This is a genomic window from Actinoplanes sp. GCM10030250, assembly GCF_042666575.1.
Lineage (GTDB): Bacteria > Actinomycetota > Actinomycetes > Mycobacteriales > Micromonosporaceae > Actinoplanes.
Map to the genome: position 1 here is coordinate 25385 of NZ_JBHTDO010000010.1, position 20140 is coordinate 45524.

Consider the following 20140-nt stretch of genomic DNA (forward strand, 5'->3'; position numbering starts at 1 on the left):
GTCCTGCCAGGACTCCGCGAGCCTGACGGCGGGTCAGCCGCCACCGGTGAACGTTCGTGGCGACTACAACAAGCGCCGAGCGTGCCATGCCGCATGGGTTGCATGCACGGTGCCTGCAGCGGGGGAACCGGCGTCGGCCACCCTGTTCTTGTCGTACCCGATGGCTACGGTGTCGCCCGCCGTCAATTGATCGAGAGCGAGAGGTTGTTCAGGATGCGCTGTTTCGAGCACCGGGGTGCGGGGTCGGCGAAGTTCTGGTGGGTGTCACGAGACGGTGCCGTGGTGACCGTCCGGTTCGGACGTGTCGGTGCCGCGGGACAGACTCGGGTGAAGGAGCTGCCCGACGAGGCAGCGGCGATCGCACATGTGGAGGCGTTGGTAGCCGAGAAGGTGAAGAAGGGGTACGTGGAGACGGCCGCCGCGGCGCCGGCTGCGGCTGTGTCAGCCCCAGTTGCCTCCGGCCCGGCTGTGCCGGACGGCGGCGCGGCGGAGGGGCCGGGCGTGTTGCGGGACGAGGATGTGCTGGTGCTGCCGGCCGAGTGGATGCGCAAGGTTCAGCGGCGGCGTGGGGGTCGCGTGGGTGGTTCGTTACCGCGGCTTGCGGGTGCGGTGGCGAAGGCTGAGGCAGTCATGAAAGCCAACAGCATGGAGCGGGCGCAGGTGTTGGCGGCACCGAGGAGTGCTGGTGAACTGGTAGCCGCGGCCGAGGGCTTCCTGGACGGTAGCCGGGTGACGCCGCTCGGCGCGGCGGCGGCCGTGGTGGCGTCGACGCATGCGTGTGAGCATCGGGAGTTCGGGCAGTTGGCGGCGCTCGCCGACGGGTGGATCGCGGCCCACGGGCTGACGTTCGCGACACGGGCCGTCGCCGAGGCCGCCGGTCTGGACGTCAGACGCAAGGGATACGGGTCTCCCGACGAACAGGAGAACCTGCGCCGGGTGACGCCGGCGGACAGGGGTGGCCGGTGGAGTTTCGATCCGTGGCTGCCGCTGGCGGAGCGAGTGCGGGCCCGGCTCGCCGTCGCCGACGACGCCGAGTATGAGCAGGCCAGGCAGGCGCTTCGGGAGTATCGCTCGACGGTGCAGCGCACCATCACCACATACCTGATGCCGAGCGAGTCGGAGTGGGTCGACGAGGACTGTGGTGCCGATCTGTATCGCATCGAATTGGTGGGATTCGCGGTCTCGGCGCCGGAACAGTGGGATCGGTTGGCCGCAAAGATCGATTCGTTCGATCTCAAACTGCGGGGCGGATTGCTGGCCACGCTCCTCGATGCGGTCGGGGCGGCGGTGACGCCGCGCCTGAAAGAGTTGCTGAACAAGCAGAACGAGTACACCGACAATCGGCGGGCGGTGATCGGTGGTCTGGCGTTGATTCCGACCGACGAGGCGTTCGGCGCGTTGCTGCAGCCGGCGGACGACAAGCTGGCCGCGGCCGGACTCAGCGAGGCCATGCAACGATTCCCGGTACGGGCACTGCGTCTGCTGGGGATGGCGGCCGGCGAGCCGGACGGGCAACGGGGGCCCACGGCCGCGTTGTTGCGCCGGCATGTGACGGCGAACCCGGAGGTGGCGGGTGCGGCCTTGCCGTCATTGCCGGAGGTGGCCCGGCGGCAGGTGGAGTCGATTCTGGCGTCGTTGTCGACGGTGCCGCAGGCGCCGGCGGCGTTCGTGCACCCATTGTTGGTGACGCCGCCGTGGACGCGTGCGCGGGCGGTGGCCAAGCCGGTGGTGGTGAAGGGACTGACTCCGCCGGACCTGCCGCGGTTGTGCTGGGCTGCCGGGGAGCGCGAGGCGTTGGTGCCGGCGTTCGAGGAGCCCGGGCCGGAGGACGCCGACGGCCTCGAGCGCTGGGAGCAGGAGGCGGCGAAGCTGCGCGAGGGCCGCATGACCCACGCCGCCGACGAGGAGAAGTTCTTCGTCAACGCACCTCGGTCGCTGGCGCTGGAGCTGTTGCCCGGTTGGCGTCCGATGGGCTTCTGGTCGCCGGGATGGACCCTGCCCCATCTACTTTTCCGGTTCGGCGTGGACGCGTTGCCGGTCGTTCTCCAGCGCTGCCGTCAAGGGGGTTCGCTGGATGTCTACGGACCCCTGTTGCTGCCCGCCGAGGGGGCCGAGGTCGCCGCCCTGATGGCCGATTGGCTGGACCGGTTGAAGTCGGTGCGCTGGATCGCGGTGAGCTGGCTCCGGCGGCACCCGAAGGCGGCGGCGCGTGATCTGATCCCGGCGGCGGTCGGTCCGGTCGGCGCGGAGCGCCGTACGGCGGAGCAGGCGCTGCGGGTGCTGGTAGCGGCTGGTCACACCGACGTGGTGCGGGCGGCTGCCGTTGAGTACGGCGCTGCCGCGGCGTCCGCGGTGGAGCCGTTGTTGTCGGTCGATCCGGCGGATGCAGTGCCGACCCGGCTACCAGATCTGCCGCAATGGAGCGAGGATGCCGGATCGCTGACGCCGGTGCTGTTGCGTGATCGCCGTCATGCTCTGCCGTCCGAGGGGGTGCGGCATCTATGCACGATGCTGGCGTTGTCGCGCCTGGGTCTGCCGTACCCGGGTCTGACCGCGGTGCGGGAGACGCTGGATTCGGTGGCGCTGGCGGAGTTCGGCTGGTCCTTGTTCAAGAGCTGGGAGTCGGCGGGGTTCCCGCCGAAGCAGAGCTGGGTGCTGGAGGCGCTGGCGCTGATCGGCGACGATGACACCGTGCGTCGGCTCAGCCCGGTCGTGCGTGCCTGGCCGGGCGCGGGCGGTCACGCGCGTGCCACGATCGGGCTCGACGTGCTCTACGCGATCGGCTCCGAAATGGCGCTCATCCACCTGCACGCCATCGCACGGAACGTGAAGTTCGAGGCACTGAAGGACGGGGCTGACAGCCGGGTCCGGGCAGTCGCCGCGGAGCTGGGCTTGACCTCCGACCAGCTGGCCGATCGGCTGGTTCCCGACTTCGGGCTGGACGATCGGAACACTCTCACCCTCAACTATGGTCCGCGTCGTTTCCTGGTCGGTTTCGACGAGCAGCTCAAGCCGTTCGTGAAGGATGAGGACGGCAAGGCCCGTAAGGCGTTGCCCAAACCGGGTGCCAACGACGACGAGGCGCTCGCGACGGCCGCGTACAAGAAGTTCTCCGCCTTGAAGAAGGACCTGCGTTCCGTGGCGACGGATCAGATCCGCCGGTTGGAGGACGCGATGGTGATCCGGCGGCGGTGGACCGGCGCGGAGTTCCGGCGGCTGCTGGTCGGGCATCCGCTGATGGGGCACCTGGCACGGCGCCTGGTGTGGGTGACCTACCGCGCGGACGGGACGGCAGGCACGGCGTTGCGGGTGGCCGAGGACGGCAGCATGGCCGACGTCGACGACAAGGCGTTCGCCATGGGCGACGACGACGTGGTCGGTGTCGCCCATCCCCTGGACCTGCAGGCCGACCTGTCCGCGTGGACGGCGTTGTTCACCGACTATGAGATTCTCCAGCCGTTCCCGCAGCTCCATCGGCCGGTGTGGCGGCTGACCGCGGAGCAGGCCGCACAGCGACGACTGCCCGAGTTCGTCGGCGTCGACGTCCCGGTCGACCGGTTGCTGAAACTGGAACGTCGCGGGTGGTGGGGACGGAGCGCGCCGATGGACGCCGGGATTCAGAACACCATGGAGTGCAACCTGCCGGGTCTTGGAGGGCTGGACTTCCCGCTCGACCCGGGGATCTCGATCAACGACGTCTACGACCAGCCCGCGCAGATCTTCCGCGACGCGCGGCTCACCGGGGCGGAGAACTTCGCCGCCCTCGATCCAGTGATCGTCTCGGAGCTGCTGTGCGACCTGCACTACCTGGTCAACGGCGGACCTCTGCGATGACCGATGCGGCCGGCCGGCCGCATCGGCCCCGGCCGGCCGCATCCACCGACAACCATGCTCGCCGCTCACAGTTCTTCCGGGGTACGGGTCCTGCTGCTCGTGTGAACACCGCGACGGAGTCGCGGGCCGCTCAGGTCACCAGGCCGCGGCGGTACGCGTACACCACGGCCTGCACCCGGTCGCGCAGGTCAAGCTTGGCGAGGATGCGGACATACGTCTTGACCGTCTCGTACCTGATCACCAGGCTGCGGCGATCTCGCTGTTCGACAGGCCCTCCGCGATGAGCTGCAGCATCTCCAGCTCGCGCGGGGTCAGCGCGCAGCCGTCCGGCTCGCCCTCGGCCGGGCGGATGCGGGCCGCGTGTACCTGCCCCACCCAGCTGCCGGTCACCTCCAGGGCCCTCATCGCGGCGCCCGTCGCCACCGTGCGGATGCCGTTGAGCAGCTGCGCCGGCGGGACGTCCTTGAGTAGGAAGCCGCTCGTGCCCGCAAAGCTAAGCGGAGCACCGACCGGTGCGGCGCGCTCGCCGGGCGCAGAAACCCTCTGACCTGCACCGCCGAACAGGAGGGCATGTCGCGGCCCCGATCACAACGAGGCCACAGGACGACGGCAAACAGCGAACACCGCTGTCCTGGACAGCTCTCGACCATCCGTCCGCTCACCACGGCCGCGGGCGTCGAGCTTTGCTTGCACGATGGCAGGATGCTCAGCCATGGACCATCATGAGCAGTTTCGTCGTGCGGCGATCGAGCGGGGCTTCCCAGCGGACGAGGTCGGCAGGTTCGCCGAGTTCCTCCGATTCTCGATCAGGGCGGGCGGGAATCCTGCCGGTGAGGTCGTCGGGCAGCACGGCGGGCTGCCCCGGCTGCCGGTGGGCGTGGAGTGGCCGTCCTCCAAGTCCGGGCCGCTGCCGTTCATCGCCTCCCTCGACTGCGCGGCGCTTCCCCGAGTCCCCGGCCTCGCCCTGCCGGTGGACGGTGCGCTGCTCTTCTTCCTGAACCGCGCGCTCGCCTTCAACTACGGGATCGCCAGCAATTCCGTCGACGGCGAGCAGCAGTACGCGCGGGTCATGCATGTGCCGGCCGGCACCGAGGCCGCACCGGCAGAGGCGCCTGCCGGGCTCGACTCCGTCAGCCCGCAGCGCAACCTCTTCGCCACGGTCGTCGCCGAACTGCCCTTCTGGTTGGACGGTTGCGACGAGGACGACCCCGACTCCACCCGGATCGACAACGCGGCACACCTGGGTCGCGATCTGCAACACCGCGATGAGCTCTGCGAGCTGGCCAAGGAACTCTGGCCGCGCAGCACCTCGCCCCTGATCTTCCTCGGCGGGTACACCGGCGGCGGCGGCGCGATGGCGACCGATTACTTGGACGACACCCCGGAGCTCGCGATGGCGGAGGACAACCTCACGGCACGCCAGAAGGCCGACGGCATCATCATCGCGGAGACCGAGTGGGACCTGCGCCTGGAGGAGGAGACCCTGCGCGTGATGCACGAGTGGATTCCCCTCGCCCAGTTCGCCAAGGAAGAGGCCTACTGGGGTTGTTTCCTGATCCGGCACGAAGACCTAGCCGCCCGCCGATTCGACAAAGCCCTTTCCCGCACCGAGTTCACCGAATAGGTGTCGCCGTCATCGGCGTCACAGCTCTGCGGCGCTGCCGGCGTCCGGGAACGCATCAGCCGGCCGCTGGTAGACACCGATGAAGAGCCCGATGACCTCACCTGGGCTGCTGGGACAGTGCGGCAACGGCAACGGCAACGGCAACGGCAACGGCTGCGCCGGCGTCGTCGCGGCGCGTCCCGGCGTCGCGGAGGACGGTCACGGCGATGACCTGCGGGCTGTGATCGAGCAGGCCGAGATAGGCGGCGGGGTTCCCAGCGCGGGTCACACCATCGGAGTGCAGGATCACCACCGCTTCCGTGATGGCGGGACACGCGAATTGGCGGATGCGGGGAGCGTGATCTCCCGCGGTGCCGGGTAGCGGCACCATGCTACGGCGCCCACCATCGGGGCCGAAGATGACGCCGGACATGTTTCCCAGGCCGGTGTAGCTGACGATGGCCGCGCTCTGATCGAGTTCGGCGATGGCCACCGCGACCTACCCGCGTCACGCTTTCGTACACAGCTGGCCGTGATCGACAGTCCCGGTCCCGCAAGACGGTGACAACACGAAGTTTGATAACGCCGCGCCACCAACCTGCTCAAGGGGCTAGACACCTTTCGCGGTCAGGGTTTGTGCCGGATCTATTGAAGACGCTTTTGGGGGATCGACGGGTTTCGGTGGTTTCGGGTGTGCTGGACCTATGCGGTACGGCGATGGTGGTGGCCTGAACCAGGCCCAGCGGGTACGGCGTGAGCAGGTGCGCTGGCAAGCTGCGGGCTTGTTCGCGGCCGGTGTCGCCGCGCCTCGGGTTGCGAAGATCCTGGAAGTGTCGGAGAAGTCGGCCTACCAGTGGCGGCGGGCCTGGACGTCCGGCGGGACCGCCGCGCTGGCCTCCAAGGGGCCGCCCGGGCCGGATCCGACGTTGTCCGACGCCCAGCTGGAGCGGTTGCGGCAGCGTTTGGAAGCCGGTCCTGCGGCGGCCGGTTATGCCGATGATCAGCGGTGGACCCTGGTCCGGGTCGTCGCGTTGATCGCTACCTTGTTCCGTCTGCGGGTCGGGATCACCACGGCGTGGCAGGCGATGCAGCGGCTGGGCTACACCGCCCAGCTGCCGGTGCACCGGGCGATCGAACGCGACGAGGACGCGATCGCTCACTGGCGCCGGTACCGGTGGCCGGCGCTAAAAGAGTCGCCGCGGGAAGCGGCGCATGGATCTGTTTCGCCGACGAGTGCGGTCAGACGCTGAGAGCCTGCAAGGCCACAACCTGGGCGCTCAAGGGCGCGACCCCGGTGGTCAAGGTGACCGCGAAAGGCACCGTGCGGGTATCGGTGGCCGGGCTGTGCTGCTACCGGCCCGGCCACCGCAGCCGGCTGATCTACCGGACCCTGGTCTACCGCGGCCGTAAAGGCGAACCAAAAGGCTTCCGCGAACCGGACCTGATCCGACTGCTCGACGCCGCCCATCAGCAACTTCAGGGCCCGATCGTGCTGGTATGGGACCGGCTGTCACTGCACAAGACCCCACCGATCCGGGCCGCGTTCGCCCGCCGACCCTGGCTACGCGTCTACGCGTTACCCGCCTACGCACCCGAACTCAACCCGGTCGAGAAGGTGTGGTCGACGATGAAACGCAGCATGGCCAACCATGCCGTCCGCACCGCCAACACCCTCGCCGCCGCGGTGAAAAACCGACTCAAACGCATGCAGTACCGCCACGACCTGGTCGACGGCTACCTCGCCGCAACAGGGCTATCCCCGCCAACGCCAGCCAGACCCTGACCGCGAAAGGTGTCTAGTGGCGTCAGGCGCCTCGGATGGGTGGCGTGAGAACCCCGATCATCGGAAGACCTCGACTCTCACCCGGCGAGCGACGCGCCAGCAACAACCCCGTCTGTGAAGAGCCGCACTACCGCGACCTGGCGAACGTCGTCGTCCCTTCCGATCTCTCTGCCGCTCGCGACGGTCCTGCCGTGCGGTGGCCAGCAGCGGGGGCGTCACGTGAGTAGGCGACGGCGGTAGCCCTCGGCCACCGCCGAGGCTCGATCACGAACGCCGAGTTTGTCGTAGATGTGTTGCAGGTGGGTTTTGATGCTCGCTTCGCCGATGAACAACGCTGTAGCGGCCTCTCGATTCGAACTGCCGTTCGCGACCAATTGCAGCACCTGCTTCTCTCGATCGGTCAGTGTGCCGGCGCCGGGCCTCCGAACATGCCCCATGAGGTGCTGCGTCACCGACGGCGTGAGCACCGACTCTCCACGCGCTGCCGCACGGGCGGCTCGCATCAGGTCGTCGGGCAGTGCATCCTTCAGGAGATATCCGATCGCGCCCGCCTCGATCGCCGGCAGTACGTCGCTCGCTGTCGAAGGTGGTCAGGATCAGCACTCGGGCACCCGGGGCCCGCTCGCGCAGGGCGGCGGTCGCGGCGACGCCGTCCATCCTGGGCATCCGAAGGTCCATGAGCACGACATCCGCTGCCAGCGCCTTCGCACGTTCGATGCCCTCGGCGCCGTCACCGGCCTCACCGACCACGACGATGTCCTCGGCGTCCGCGAAGGTGTCGCGAAGGCCGCCCCTCACGATCGGATGGTCATCGACGATCAAGAGTCGAATCACCGGTCGGTCTCTTCCTCTGCTCTCGTGCCCCGGGGGTGATCGCCGGAACGCGCGCACCAACGGATGTCCCTTCACCGGGAGCGCTCTGCACCTCTACGTGACCGCCGACGCCTCGGATGCGCTGGCGCATGCTCGTCAGGCCGAAGCCGGTGCCGACACCTTTCGCGAACCCGCGGCCAGGAGTTGGGTCACGGCCACGCCGGGCTCGTGGGCCCGGCGGCTGCGCAGGTGGTCACGGAACGGATCGACCATCGTTTCGCGGTACTGCGGCGGCCGCTGCAGTTGTTCGGCACGCTCGGCGCGGGCATAGCGCTTGACGGTGTTCAGGGCCCAGCCGAGCCGGCGGGCGCATTCGAGCAGGCCAACGCCTTGGTCAAGCAGCTCGTACTGCCACGGGTGGGAGGTCCGCGACCACGCGTTCGGTGTGCTCGCCACGGGACCGATGTCGGTGCACGAGGCGCTGCTGCGCGCACGAATGGCGCGACTTCCGGGAACGGCTCCACGGCCGGTCACCAATTTGGGAGCAGCGCCGCACCGCCCGCGCCGAACAGTGCGATTTCATCGTCGCGGTGCTCCCCGGCGATGCCTGCAACAGCGGTGCACCAGCACGAACATCTCGCCGTGGAGATGAACGGTCCTCCCACAACAGGTGGCTGGTCCGGCGACCTGAGTCCGCGCCGAGGTAGTCCCGTGGCCCCCGGAAGCACCCGGCAGCTCTTGCGTTTGTGCTCTGACCCAGAAAGATCAGCCGGCTTACGATCACGTTCGGTGATTTGGGAAGCTGACCCGTCGATCTTCATGGATGAGGGGAAACGGATGTCGCAGGGTTGGGAACTGGACGACAGGGTCGTACCGCACCGGGTGCTACGAACGTCTTTGGGCTTCAACGAACTGCACTCCTTCGACGAGGTCGGACCGGCGGCGCTGGTCACGGTGGCCGGACGGCCCACCCTGGTCTGCGCCGGGCTGCCGACCCCCGACGGGTCCCACTACGCCGCCATCGACGTGGAGACCGGGGCCCGCGTACCGGATCGGTCCGGATTGCACGGCGCGCAGGGACCGCAGGGCGTCGCCGTGGGCATGTGCGGCGATCGGGCCGTTGCGGCTCTGATGACACCCCATCCCGAGGACGGCGAAGAGGGCGGTGGGGCGCTGCGGTTGCGCGACCTGTGGTCGGGGGAACTCGTCGACGTGCAATTCCCGGCCATGCGGGTGCGCTCGAAGATCGCGGTCGCCGGCGTGGACGGCCGGGGGATCGTCGCCGTGGGGTCGGCGGTGTACGACGCGCTTGACGGCAGCTTCATCACTGAGCACCTTGCGCCTGGTTTCGTGCTGCACGCGGTACACCGCGGGCGGCTGCTCCTGCTGTGCTACGACTTCCGGCAGCGCTTTTTCTGGTTCATCGACGCGCTGACCGGTGCCACTGTTGGTGAAACGTTCGAGGTGCCGCTCCCCAACAGTCGTGACCGGGCGAAGGCGGCGGTGGAAGTCGATGGCCACCTCTGGGTGTTCTTCGTCACGGGCCGGTACGGTGCCGATCCCCTGCTGGCCTGGAACGTGACCGCCGGTCACGCCGTGACCCTGCCGGCGCTGTGGGACGCCGAGGCCGCCGCTGAGTGGCCGATCGAGGATGTCGACGTGATGTGCCAGAACGGTGAGATCAGCGTCTTGGTGCAGTGGGGATACCACGGCCGGCACGGCACCGAGCTCTGGGTGTCCGCAGCGCACGGCCGGCGGCTGGCTGCCCAGTTCGGCGAGTCCACGGCGCTCGCGATCGGCGTGCTCGACGGCCGGCCCGCGGCGGTGGCGGCCGACGAGGGTCGCGCCTTGCGGGTGTTCGACCTGGCGGCGGACGCCATGGTCGCCAGCCCGTACTACAACGGCCGGGTGGTCGCGCCGGAGCTGCGGATCCGTGCCGCGGCCTTCGCCGACATCGGCGGCCGGGGCTCCGTGTTGAGGTGTGGCGCCACTGGTGTGATGTGGGACGTCGAGTCCGGCTTGCCGGTCGGTGCGCCCTTCTCCGGTGACGGGGTACGGAACATCGCCGCGGGGCTGTTCGACGGCCAGGCGGTGTTCGCGTTCCTGATCCGCCAAGCCCCCCGCTCCCCGATGGCGTTGCGGGTATGGGATCCGCAGGCCGCTGAGACGCTGTTCTACCGCGAGCTGCCGTCGGATCCGGACGTGCCCTTGTCCGAGTGCCCCATGACGTTCGTCGAGGTCGACGGGCTACCCGCGGTGGCGATGCGGTGCAACCGGCATATCGAGTTGTTCCACGCCCGGACGGGAGAGACGGTGGGCCACATCGAGGTGGCGGATATGGGGATCGTCAGCGCTCTCGCCGCCGGTCGCCTCGGTGGCCGGACGGTGCTCGCTGCCGGCGACGGGTACGGCGCGGTGTACGTCTTCGATCCGGCCACGGGGCAGGAGGTGACGCCGAGGTTGGGCGCTCACCACCTTTCCGCCCGCAGCTCCAGGCACGCGAACGCGTGGGTGCGGGCTATCGCCTTCGCTCATATCTCCGGTCGTGAGGTGGTGATCACCAGCGCGGATCACATCATCCGGGTGTGGGACGCCACCACGGGCGAGGCCGTCGGGGCCCCGTTGAGCGGCCATACCGGCGACATCACCGCCCTGTTGCCCACGTGCTGGGCCGGTGAGGCGGCGTTGATCTCGGTGGCCAGCAGGGGCGCTCCGCGCTTGTGGATGCTGGAGGCGTCACCGGTGGACACCGGCCACACCGGCACGGTGACCGCCCTGGCCGCTGGAACCCGTAACGGGCAGCCGGTGTTCGCGTCGAGTTCTGAGGACGCGACGATCCGGCTGTGGGACGTGGCTGGCCGGATCGTCGCATCCATCGACACCGGCGGCGCGGTGACCGCAGTAGCTTTCGGCGGGCCGGGCCGCGACATCCTGGTGGGCGTCACCGACGATGGAGTGGTGCAGCGCTGGGACGCGAACTCCGGTGCGAAGCTGGGCGGCCCGTTGCACCACGGCGGTCCCCCGCTGTATGCGGCGGCCACGGTCGACATGGACGGCCGCTACCTGCTCGGCGTGTCCGGAGCAGACGAGACGCTGCGGGTCTGGGACCTCATGACGGCGGAACCCCTGACCCGGGTGACGGTGGGCCACACCGTCCGATCCCTCTCCATGGCCGCGACCGGCGGACGACTGCTGGCGATGGTGCAGGGCGACGTCGTCGGCGAGGCGGAGTGCTTGGCGGAGTCCATGGCGGTGCTGTGGGACGTGTGGGCCGGAGAGCCGGTCAGGAAGCCGCTGCAACTCGGCGACGGTGGTGAAGTGGCCGTGCTCGGCGTGCTGAACGGCCGGGCGGTACTGGTCCAGGGCCTGGACGTCGGCGCCGACGATTTCGACTTCGACCCGGCTGGTATGGACGACCTACAGCTGCGGGATGCCGTGAGCGGCGACCTTCTCAACGAATTCGACGATCACCGGTACGGCCGGTGCGGCACGATAGCGATGGTTACAGCCGCCGGACGGAACTGGATCGTGTCGGGCCACGAGGGTGGTGTCGTCCTGCTCGACGACGAACTCCGGCAGATCGGCAAGGTCTACGACGGCCACAAGAGCAGCGCCGTCAAGTGCGTCGCCGTGGCGGAGACCACCGACAGCCTGGCAATAGCTTCCAGCGACTACGCGAACAGCGTACACATCTGGACGGCCACGATCCCGGGCTGAGCCGACGCCACGCGTAGCCCGCGGCGCCGGAGCGGCGGCGGCCATACTGGCCGCCGCCGACCGTTCAGCGACATGGTGGCGTTCCCGACCAATGACGGGCGGCACGACGGACGTCACTCCCCGCTGCACCGACGAACAGGAGGGCATGTCGCGGCCCCAATCAGAGACGGGGCTTCAGGAAGACGGTAGACAGTGAACACCGTCGTCCTGGACAGCTCTCGATCATCCGCCCGCCCACCACGGCCGCGGGCGTCGAGCTTGCTGGGGCGATGGCAGGATGCACAGCCATGGATCTTCATGAGCAGTTCCGCCGTGCGGCGATCGAGCGGGGCTTCCCAGCGGATGAGGTCGTCAGGTTCGCCGAGTTCATCCGATTCTCGATCAGGGCGAGTGGGCACCTCAACGGTGAGGTCGTCGGGCAGCACGGCGGTCTGCCCCGGCTGCCGGTGGGCGTGGAGTGGCCGTCCGCCAAGTCCGGGCCGCTGCCGTTCATCGCCTCCCTCGACTGCGCGGCGCTTCCCCGGGTCCCCGGCCTCGCCCTTCCGGTGGACGGTTCGCTGCTGTTCTTCCTGCACCGCGCGCTCGCCTTCAACTACGGGATCGCCAGCAATTCCGTCGAGGGCGAGCAGCAGTACGCGCGGGTCATGCATGTGCCGGCCGGCGCCGAGGCCGCACCGGCGGAGGCGCCTGACGGGCTCGACTCCGTCAGCCCGCAGCATGACCTGTTCGCCACGGTCGTCGCCGAACTGCCCTTTTGGTTGGACGGCTGCGACGAGGACGACCCCGACTCCACCCGGACTGACAACGCGGCACACCTGGGTCGCGATCTGCAACACCGCGATGAGCTCTGCGAGCTGGCCAAGGAACTCTGGCCGCGCAGCACCTCGCCCCTGATCTTCCTCGGCGGGTACACCGGCGGCGGCGGCGCGATGGTGACCGATTACCTGGACGACACCCCAGAGACCCAGATGGCGGACGACAACCTCACGGCACGCCAGAAGGCCGACAGCATCACGATCGCCGACGCCGACTGGGACCTGCGCCTGGAGGAGGAGACACTGCGCGTGATGCGCGAGTGGGTACCCCTCGCCCAGTTCGCCAAGGTGGATGCCTACTGGGGTTGTTTCATGATCCGGCACGAGGACCTGGCCGCCCGCCGATTCGACAAAGCCCTGTCCCGCACCGAGTTCACCGAATAGGCGGCGCCGTCACAGCTCTGCGGCGCTGCCGGCGTCCGGGAACACATCAGCCGCTCGCTCGCGACACCGGTGGAGAGGAGACGCTGACGATGGGCCAGTGAGTTCCAGGCCTGTGCCGCGATCGCGGTCAGAAGCGAGCTTCTCCATCCGGCGGTGATGTGCTCGGCGGTTTCAAGTGCGGCGTTGCTGGTCACCGGCCTCGCCAGATCAGCCGTGGCGCCGGAAGAAGAGCGCGGCAGGGCGCAGCGAACGCCCGAGAAGTCCCCTATTCTCCCCCCGTGACACATGAACGCGAACTGGTCTCGCCGGTGGAGTTGTGCCTGCCGGACGGGCGGTTGAACCCGGCGGCGGTCGGATGGAGCCGACGGCCGCTGCACACCGCCAACCTGCGAGGCTGGGGACGGACGAAACGCTGGGAATACTGGGGCATCGTCACGCCGGAGCACATCGTCGGCCTGGTCGCGTCGTCCCTGGACTATGCGGGCGTTCACGGGGTCTATGTACTGGAGCGCGCGACCGGCCGGGAGATCAGCACCGACGTGGTGGTGCCGCTGGCGCGGGGCGCGGTCCTCCCGGCGCTCAGCGGTGCCGGGGACGTGTCGGCGCGGGGCGGCGGGCTGGCGATCCGGATATCGCAGCGCCCGGACGGCACCACGATCAACGCGACGGCCGGTGAGGTCCGGTTGAACGTAGAGGTTCCACTGCCCGCGGGCCATGAGTCGCTGGGTGTGGTCGTGCCGTGGAGCAGCCGGCGGTTTCAATACACGGTCAAGGATGTCGGCCGGCCGGTCCGCGGCACGCTGACCGTGGCCAGCCGGGTGCACGAGATCGGGGGCCCGGACGCGTTTGCGGTGCTGGACCACGGCCGCGGCAAATGGCCGTACGCGGCCCGCTGGAACTGGGCGGCGGGGGCAGCAGCGGGCCGGGCGATCCAGCTGAGCGGCAAGTGGACCGACGGGACCGGCGTGACCGAGAACGGCCTCTTCGTCGATGGTCGCCTGCACAAAATCGGCGAAGAACTGCGGTGGGACTACGACCGGGCGGACTGGCTGCGCCCGTGGCGAATCAGCGGAGAACGGGTGGAAGCGCGGTTCCAACCGTTTCACGAGAAGATCGCCCGGACGAATCTGGCTGTTGTCGCCAGCGAGACGCACCAGTGCTTCGGCCATTTCACCGGTTGGGCGCTGGCCGATGACGGGGCTCGGATCAGCCTGGACGGGCTGGTCGGTTGGGCCGAGGAGGCACGCAACCGCTGGTAGACCGAACTGAACCACGCCCGGATCCCCGCACCACCTTGAGGTTTTGAGCGTAGGCTGGCGCATCGGCCCTTGACGGCACCACGGTCGAGCCTGACTTCGATAATGCCGTCCGCGCCGCTGGAGGCGAACCCCGGCCGGCCTGCTGTTCGGCGTGCCGTCCGTCGTGCTGACGGCCGTGTTGTGGGCCCTCACCGCCTCACCCTTGGGCCCTAACGTACTGCTGGCGGCCGCTGGCGTTGGACACCGCAACACCTGGCTGCCGCACGGCGAACGCCAAATGGATCAGATCCAGCGGGGCCGCCGGGCCGGCCGCGACGAGGTGCCCGGTGAAATGGTCGGGCACTCGCGGGGCGATGAAGGCGAGGTTGGGGCCAACCTCGGCGAAGAGCAGCCGGTCCGCGGTGAACGTGCCGCGCAGGACCCCGCCGGCGTACGTGGACCGGCGCTCAGCGTCGAAGTGAGCCCGTTCCAGCGCGAGGTCGTGATGCACCCGGGCGAACGCCGCAGCGGCCTCGTTGGAGAACTCCCAGGTGCTGTCGTGAATCGCCAAGACCAGATCCGGAGGCAGGCCGACTTCGGCCGCCACCTGGTCCATCACGGCCAGCATCACGCGCGAGCCAGTTGGTAGCCGGCGGCCAGCAGGTCCGGCGGGATCCCGCGCGCCGCGCTCTTGGCCGGCGAAGCTCTGGACCAGGCCGCGCAGTGCGGCGACCGGACCCGCAGGCAGACAGCTCCGCGACCAGCGTGTCCATGAAGCGGCGATCACAGCAACCGGACCTACGCGCCGGTCATGCCACACCGGCAGCCTGCCCGGCCTGCTTGTTGCGATACATGTCCTGGTCAGCGCTGCGGATCAGCTCCTCGGCGGAGATTCGCCCGTCGGAGACGGCAACGCCGACAGCAGCGCCCACCCATACGCTTTCGCCAGCCAAGACGAACGGCGCGCTCAGCGACTCGATCACGTGCCGCTGTAGCCGCTCTGCAGCTTCCACACCGTTACCGAGCAGCACGAACTCATCACCAGCGTACCGGGCCAATGTCTCGCCCGGCTCCAGCCCAGCCGAAACCCTCGCGGCCACCTGGGTCAGCAACTGGTCACCCACCAGATGCCCCAACCGGTCGTTGACCGCCTTGAAACCGTTCAGGTCCCAGAACACCACCACGACCGAAGCCGATTGCTCCCGGCGCAAGGCCGTGTCCAGCCGCGACCACAACTCCGCCCGATTCGGCAGCCCCGTCAGCAAATCGTGCGTCGCCTGGAACCGCAGCTGCGCCTCCGCCCGCTGCCGCTCCCGCGCCAGCCCGCCGACCCGTACCATCGCCAGCGGCACCACCAGCAGACTGTTGACGACCGTCAACGCACCGTCGACGGGCTGCCCGGCGAACTCGCGAATCGCACTCACCAACGGACCGAGCGCGATCACGGTGCCGATCAGAACGAGCCGTCCAGCGGAGAGACGGTCCTGCGGCGCAGGTCCCGGCCGGCACAGCTCGACCGCGGACGCGTGCAGCACGGCCAGCCCGAGGAAGAGGTACGACGGCATGTAGGAAAGCGCGAACCAACTGCCGACTGGGGCCACCAGCGAGCCGAGCTGGTGAATCAGGACGATGTTGGACAATAGCTGAACACCGATGGCGGCGGTGAGCAGCTTGAGCGGTGTCAATCCGCTGGAGGTGGTTACCAGCCGCAGCGTGGCGCCCAGCACCCCGCAGAGCAACATGATCGTGACGAGCAGCGGCGCCTGCCGCCCGCCGTCCACCCCGAGGTGCTGCAGGCGGGGCAGTAGCAGCATGGTCCAGAGCAGGCCACCGGCCCCGATGGCGGTCAGCGCAAGGTCCAGCATGCCGCCGACGTCGTTACGTCCGCGTCGCAGCAGCAACATGACTGCGGCGAGAAGCAGGTGAAGGTTCCCGATGGTCATCAGCAAGTCACCGAACGGGGCGGTGTCGCCGGTCACCACACCCAGCGCGTTGTTGACTATCCACCAGCCGAGCGTGACGGCCAGCATCACCCACGGCGCACGCAATTCCCGGGGCATCCGGCGCAGATTCCGCAGTACCGGCATCGCCAAGGCCAGCGTGACCAGCAGATAGACCAGGGACTGCGCGGCGGGAAAGGCGCGCAGGACCACGGTCAGCACGCCGACGAGCCCCAGGAAGGGCAGCGCGCGGGTGAAACGAGGCATGCCCTTTGCATCGGCTGGCGAGGCGAGGACATGAGCCATGCTGTGCGTTCGAGCCGCTGTTCACGAAGGCCCCACGAAGGATGCTGCGCAACACGAAACCGCGAACGCCTGCGCGCGATACCGCCGGACGCCGGCTGAGGATCCGTAAACCCGTGGCCGTACTGCGTGACGCAATGTCGCCTGGCAGTCTGCTCGCGATCACCCACCCCACCGCAGCCTTCAACCCCGACGAGGAGCGCGGCCGAGGCGACCGCCGCGGCCCGGGCGAGTGCGTCCTACGCCGAGCTCGGCGCGGCGGCCGGCCGCACCCGTTAGGGATCTCGTGTCAGCGCTCACGGAATTCCCCACCTGTAGCGGTCTGACGCTCACAAATTCGCCACCCTGTCGCTCGCATAATTCCCCAGGTGGAGCTGGTGGACCGGTCGTCCGGTCTGGTTCGGGGTCCTCGCGATCAAGGAAGAGTGCTCTCTCGTTCGGCACTACGCAGGGCCTGGATCTGAGTCTTTTCATCGACGCTGAGCACAACCGCGCCGCCGGGTGGGTCCAGATACAGCCCGACGATGTCGGCGACCTTGTCCGCCAACGCGGGATCCTGCTGAGCTTGAAGGTGCCCTGCTTCTGCGGCTTCAAGCCGTGTTCGCGCCGCAGATTCGCCACCCAATGATGCGAGACAGATGTGCCGCTGGTGCGGGTGACATAGTCAGCCATCGTCCGAGTTGACCAATGCGACAACCCGGTTCCGTCGGCGGTGTCGTGCGGGTCAGGGTCAGGGCCAGGACCCGCGACCGCACATCCGCGCTGACCTGCTCACGAGGGCCGCCAGGCTTCGCGGCGAGCAGCCCGCAGGCGCCGCCAGCAGCGTAGCGGACCAGCCACAGATCCACCGTCGGCCGTGACACCCCGGCCAGCGAGCCGACGAGTTGGGTGATACCCCCGCGCATTATGGCCGCCGATCGTGGTCGGCGGCGCGACGAAGATACAGGACGGCGGTGTCGTCGCCGTGGCGTCCGGCGTCACCGCGTTGGATCTCGGCCAGCAGGGTGTCGACGTAGGCGTCGGGGTCGTCGATGGTGGACAGGCGTGTGGCCAGTTCGATGAAGCCTTCGTCGCCCATGCGGGTGCTGTCGTCGCGGAAGCTTTCGATGACACCGTCGGTGTACAGCAGCAGACCCGCACCAGGGGGCATGGTGATGCGGGATTCGCGCCACCGTCCCCGGCCGGGTGCCATGCCGAGGCTGAGCCCGTGGCTGATCGGGGCGGGGTAGGCGTTGCCCGGGGTGATGATCAGTGGTGCGGGATGCCCGGCGCTGAGCATGATCACCTCGCAGCTGTCGGAGGTGATGCCGACGGTGCAGACGGTGGCGAACATGCCGTCATGCGGTCGTTCGGCGACCAGAACCTGTTCGAGCAGGCGTATCCGGTCGGTCTTGCGCAGCCCGGCTAGCGTCAGGGTGCGCCAGCCGAACCGCAGGCCGACGCCCAGAGCGGCTTCGTCGGGTCCGTTGCCGCATACGTCACCGATGAGCGCGTGGATCGTCCCGTCGTCGGTTTGCACGACGTCGTAGAAGTCGCCGCCGAGCAAAGAGCGTTGCTGGCTGGGCAGGTAGCGGCTGACGATCGTGATCGACGTGTCAGTCAGCAGCGGCTTGGGCAGCAGGCCGCGTTGCAGGCGCAGGTTCTCGTCGGCGTGAAACTCGGTGTCGCGCAGCCGGCGTTCGGCGGATTGGACGCGTTTACGCTGGACCGCGTAGCGGATGGTGCGGGCCAGCACCGCCGCATCCACCTGGTCTTTGACCAGATAGTCCTGGGCCCCGACGGCGACCGCGGCCGAGCCGGTCGCGGCGTCGTTGAGGCCGGTCAGCACCAAGACGGCGGCGTGCGGCCACTGCTGCAGCACCTGGCTCAGCGCGTCCAGGCCGCGAGCGTCCGGCAGGTGCAGGTCCAGCAGGACGCACTCCGGCTCGTACGAGATCTGCTTGGCTCCCGTGAGGGTGTCGACGTGGTGCAGACGAGCGTCGATATCACCGTCGGCGAGGTACTCCTGCACCAGAACGGCGTCACCGAGGTCGTCCTCGATCAACAGGATGACGATGCCGGCCACCGAAGCATCCGCCTCGGAACCGCCAGCGACCGAGTCAGGGCGCGGCAGTGACGCAATGCTTCTACGTCCGTCAGCGGTCACCGTACCCACCCATTCTTCGCCGTATACCCACCGACGGCGACGCCGTCGATCAGGAACCAGCTGACCACTGAGGCAGCCGCGATAGCAGGGCCGACGTCATTATGACGCATCGAAGACCGGCGAGATAACCACCAGTAGACGGGGGCTCGTGCGAGCCTCACCGTCCCACGGTGAGCCCAAGAGGCGAAACCATGCCTTGGTGACCTGACCGCCGGATCAACGCCCAGCGATGCAGAAGGCGGCCCACACCTGCTTGCCGACAGCGGTCGGATACCAGCCGACATCCTCGGCGAGCCGTCAGCTCAGAACCAAGCCGAGCCCGCCGTCGCCGGAGTGCCGGTGCTCGTTGACCGTCGGGCTGGAGCCAGGGTCGTTGTCCGCGACGTCGATGATCAGGGTGCTGTCGCAGCAGGCCAGGGCCACCACAGCGGGGGACGCCCGTGCCGTAGAGCGTTGCCCGCCAGCTCGGTCGCAACGATGGTGAGGCGCTCGACCAGGTCGTGACGGTCCGTCATGGCTGCTGCGACGCTCATCACGACCTCGCGCAACGCGGCTCGCAACGGTTGCAAGTCCCCCGCCGCCTTCAGCGTCCACCGCCCCAGCTCCTCATCGACGGTCGGCGGCCGCAGCAGCTCCCAGCCCGTCATGAAACCAACATTGTGCCCACTTCTCCAGGGGGAACGCCAGCCCAACCAAGGTCATCGCCGGCCCCATCGACCATTGACGAAGCAAACCGTCCCCACCTTCTGGGCCCTCGACGACGACATGCCGATGACCGAAACCTGTCAAGCCGCGAACACCGCAGCAAGAGCGCAGCCGTCAAGGGACGGGATGGCCGCAGACCCCAGGGCCGCTTTCGCGGCTACCCCTCACGCACAGAGAATGCGCTTGTGGCGCCTCAGGCAGGAGTACATTGTCCCCGGTAGGCCACACCTCCTTTGACCGGAAGCACCCTTACGCTCACGGCAGGATCGGGATGGACCCTAGGCCAGCACACCAAGGTGACCGCGCCGCTGGCAGCGGACAAAACAGCCATTGGCTGCGCATCGACGTCACCGCGCATCCCGGATCGGCGATGGTCCGGCTGTGCCTCGCCGGAGAACTCGATCGCATGACAGCCGAGCAGCTCCAGCAGCTCGTCATCCAGGTCCTGGACGGTGAGGCTCCCGCAACACTTGAACTCGATGCTGCCGACCTGAGCTTTCTCGATTCTTCCGGCATCCGATCGCTGCTGGCCTGCCGCCGCAGTGCCGAAGCATCCGGCAGCCGGCTCGTGGTGACCAATCCCGCCCGCATTCCCTACCAAGTTCTTGAGATCACCGGGCTACTCGAGCACTTCGCCGTCGCCCCGGACGCTGCACGGGCCGTCACGGCCGGCGGGCCGCGGCGGAACCTCGAACGACCCACATCGACGACGCCACCGAACTTGCAGCAGCTGGTCGAGCAGGCAGAACAGATCCGACAGGCCGCCGGGGCAACGCGCGAGCGAGCCAGGGCCATTTCCCGCGCTTACCCGCCGTGGCCCGGACGATGATCTTAGAGGCAGACTCTAGCGGGTCGTGCT

16 protein-coding genes and 2 pseudogenes are annotated in these 20140 nt (G+C 68.6%); 8 read left to right on the forward strand and 10 right to left on the reverse strand.

Annotation, left to right across the window (positions count from 1 at the left end; all coding sequences use genetic code 11):
* Positions 1 to 213 precede the first annotated feature (213 nt).
* Positions 214 to 3834 carry a DUF4132 domain-containing protein gene (locus tag ACFQV6_RS15290; protein ID WP_378028131.1) on the forward strand — a complete coding sequence of 1207 codons (3621 nt, stop codon included), beginning with the start codon at positions 214 to 216 and terminating at the stop codon, positions 3832 to 3834.
* 130 nt (positions 3835 to 3964) lie between these two features.
* Here the strand turns inward: ACFQV6_RS15290 and ACFQV6_RS15295 are convergent.
* Positions 3965 to 4323 (reverse strand): annotated as a pseudogene (locus ACFQV6_RS15295) (DNA-binding response regulator); the annotation flags it as partial.
* A 223-nt stretch (positions 4324 to 4546) separates the two neighbouring features.
* Here ACFQV6_RS15295 and ACFQV6_RS15300 point away from each other — a divergent pair.
* Complete coding sequence (locus ACFQV6_RS15300; RefSeq protein ID WP_378028132.1) at positions 4547 to 5458, forward strand: DUF1963 domain-containing protein; 912 nt, start codon at positions 4547 to 4549, stop codon at positions 5456 to 5458.
* Positions 5459 to 5555: 97 nt separating this feature from the next.
* On the opposite strand, the gene ACFQV6_RS15305 is transcribed toward ACFQV6_RS15300, so the two are convergent.
* The gene (locus ACFQV6_RS15305) at positions 5556 to 5930 is read right to left on the reverse strand and encodes a hypothetical protein (protein WP_378028133.1); all 375 of its coding nucleotides are present in this window, start codon (positions 5928 to 5930) and stop codon (positions 5556 to 5558) included.
* A gap of 211 nt (positions 5931 to 6141) precedes the next feature.
* Here ACFQV6_RS15305 and ACFQV6_RS15310 point away from each other — a divergent pair, with 211 nt between their 5' ends.
* Complete coding sequence (locus ACFQV6_RS15310; protein ID WP_378028134.1) at positions 6142 to 6687, forward strand: winged helix-turn-helix domain-containing protein; 546 nt, start codon at positions 6142 to 6144, stop codon at positions 6685 to 6687.
* Positions 6612 to 7220 (forward strand): transposase, encoded by a 609-nt coding sequence (locus ACFQV6_RS15315; RefSeq protein WP_378028135.1) that lies wholly within the window; start codon positions 6612 to 6614, stop codon positions 7218 to 7220. The genes ACFQV6_RS15310 and ACFQV6_RS15315 overlap by 76 nt, the downstream gene beginning before the upstream one ends.
* Before the next feature lie 215 nt (positions 7221 to 7435).
* Here ACFQV6_RS15315 and ACFQV6_RS15320 read toward each other — a convergent pair.
* From ACFQV6_RS15320 to ACFQV6_RS15330, 3 genes and pseudogenes are all read right to left on the reverse strand, one after another.
* Positions 7436 to 8054 (reverse strand): annotated as a pseudogene (locus ACFQV6_RS15320) (response regulator).
* Positions 8029 to 8184: a hypothetical protein gene (locus tag ACFQV6_RS15325; RefSeq protein WP_378028136.1), complete on the reverse strand. Its 156-nt coding sequence runs from the start codon at positions 8182 to 8184 to the stop codon at positions 8029 to 8031. Before ACFQV6_RS15325 ends, ACFQV6_RS15320 begins: the two are co-directional and overlap by 26 nt.
* A 5-nt stretch (positions 8185 to 8189) precedes the next feature.
* Positions 8190 to 8489 (reverse strand): hypothetical protein, encoded by a 300-nt coding sequence (locus ACFQV6_RS15330; protein ID WP_378028307.1) that lies wholly within the window; start codon positions 8487 to 8489, stop codon positions 8190 to 8192.
* A gap of 333 nt (positions 8490 to 8822) precedes the next feature.
* On the opposite strand from ACFQV6_RS15330, the gene ACFQV6_RS15335 reads away from it, so the two are divergent.
* The 3 genes from ACFQV6_RS15335 (at position 8823) to ACFQV6_RS15345 (ending at position 14208) form a co-directional block, all read left to right on the forward strand.
* Positions 8823 to 11750 (forward strand): WD40 repeat domain-containing protein, encoded by a 2928-nt coding sequence (locus tag ACFQV6_RS15335; protein WP_378028137.1) that lies wholly within the window; start codon positions 8823 to 8825, stop codon positions 11748 to 11750.
* Between the two features lie 287 nt (positions 11751 to 12037).
* Entirely contained in the window at positions 12038 to 12949 is a 912-nt protein-coding gene (locus ACFQV6_RS15340) for a DUF1963 domain-containing protein (RefSeq protein WP_378028138.1), read from the forward strand.
* Positions 12950 to 13227: 278 nt separating this feature from the next.
* A complete protein-coding gene (locus tag ACFQV6_RS15345) occupies positions 13228 to 14208 on the forward strand; it encodes a DUF2804 domain-containing protein (RefSeq protein ID WP_378028139.1) in 981 nt (326 codons plus the stop codon).
* 196 nt (positions 14209 to 14404) lie between these two features.
* On the opposite strand, the gene ACFQV6_RS15350 is transcribed toward ACFQV6_RS15345, so the two are convergent.
* From ACFQV6_RS15350 to ACFQV6_RS15370, 5 genes are all read right to left on the reverse strand, one after another.
* A complete protein-coding gene (locus ACFQV6_RS15350) occupies positions 14405 to 14803 on the reverse strand; it encodes a hypothetical protein (protein WP_378028140.1) in 399 nt (132 codons plus the stop codon).
* Positions 14804 to 14996: 193 nt separating this feature from the next.
* Positions 14997 to 16394, reverse strand: a complete 1398-nt coding sequence (locus ACFQV6_RS15355; RefSeq protein WP_378028141.1) for a diguanylate cyclase domain-containing protein — start codon at positions 16392 to 16394, stop codon at positions 14997 to 14999.
* Between the two features lie 451 nt (positions 16395 to 16845).
* Positions 16846 to 16977: a hypothetical protein gene (locus ACFQV6_RS15360; protein ID WP_378028142.1), complete on the reverse strand. Its 132-nt coding sequence runs from the start codon at positions 16975 to 16977 to the stop codon at positions 16846 to 16848.
* A gap of 357 nt (positions 16978 to 17334) precedes the next feature.
* A complete protein-coding gene (locus ACFQV6_RS15365) occupies positions 17335 to 18576 on the reverse strand; it encodes a PP2C family protein-serine/threonine phosphatase (protein WP_378028143.1) in 1242 nt (413 codons plus the stop codon).
* 392 nt (positions 18577 to 18968) lie between these two features.
* Complete coding sequence (locus tag ACFQV6_RS15370) at positions 18969 to 19223, reverse strand: hypothetical protein (RefSeq protein WP_378028144.1); 255 nt, start codon at positions 19221 to 19223, stop codon at positions 18969 to 18971.
* A gap of 329 nt (positions 19224 to 19552) precedes the next feature.
* On the opposite strand from ACFQV6_RS15370, the gene ACFQV6_RS15375 reads away from it, so the two are divergent.
* The gene (locus ACFQV6_RS15375) at positions 19553 to 20110 is read left to right on the forward strand and encodes an STAS domain-containing protein (RefSeq protein WP_378028145.1); all 558 of its coding nucleotides are present in this window, start codon (positions 19553 to 19555) and stop codon (positions 20108 to 20110) included.
* Positions 20111 to 20140 lie beyond the last annotated feature (30 nt).

Coding starts and splice junctions, on each gene's coding strand:
- ACFQV6_RS15290 (WP_378028131.1), top strand. CDS start 214: ATGCGCTGTTTCGAGCACCGGGGTGCGGGGTCGGCGAAGTTCTGGTGG.
- ACFQV6_RS15300 (WP_378028132.1), top strand. CDS start 4,547: ATGGACCATCATGAGCAGTTTCGTCGTGCGGCGATCGAGCGGGGCTTC.
- ACFQV6_RS15310 (WP_378028134.1), top strand. CDS start 6,142: ATGCGGTACGGCGATGGTGGTGGCCTGAACCAGGCCCAGCGGGTACGG.
- ACFQV6_RS15325 (WP_378028136.1), bottom strand. CDS start 8,184: ATGCGCCAGCGCATCCGAGGCGTCGGCGGTCACGTAGAGGTGCAGAGC.
- ACFQV6_RS15340 (WP_378028138.1), top strand. CDS start 12,038: ATGGATCTTCATGAGCAGTTCCGCCGTGCGGCGATCGAGCGGGGCTTC.
- ACFQV6_RS15350 (WP_378028140.1), bottom strand. CDS start 14,803: ATGGACCAGGTGGCGGCCGAAGTCGGCCTGCCTCCGGATCTGGTCTTG.
- ACFQV6_RS15355 (WP_378028141.1), bottom strand. CDS start 16,394: ATGCCTCGTTTCACCCGCGCGCTGCCCTTCCTGGGGCTCGTCGGCGTG.
- ACFQV6_RS15370 (WP_378028144.1), bottom strand. CDS start 19,223: ATGACGGGCTGGGAGCTGCTGCGGCCGCCGACCGTCGATGAGGAGCTG.
- ACFQV6_RS15375 (WP_378028145.1), top strand. CDS start 19,553: ATGGACCCTAGGCCAGCACACCAAGGTGACCGCGCCGCTGGCAGCGGA.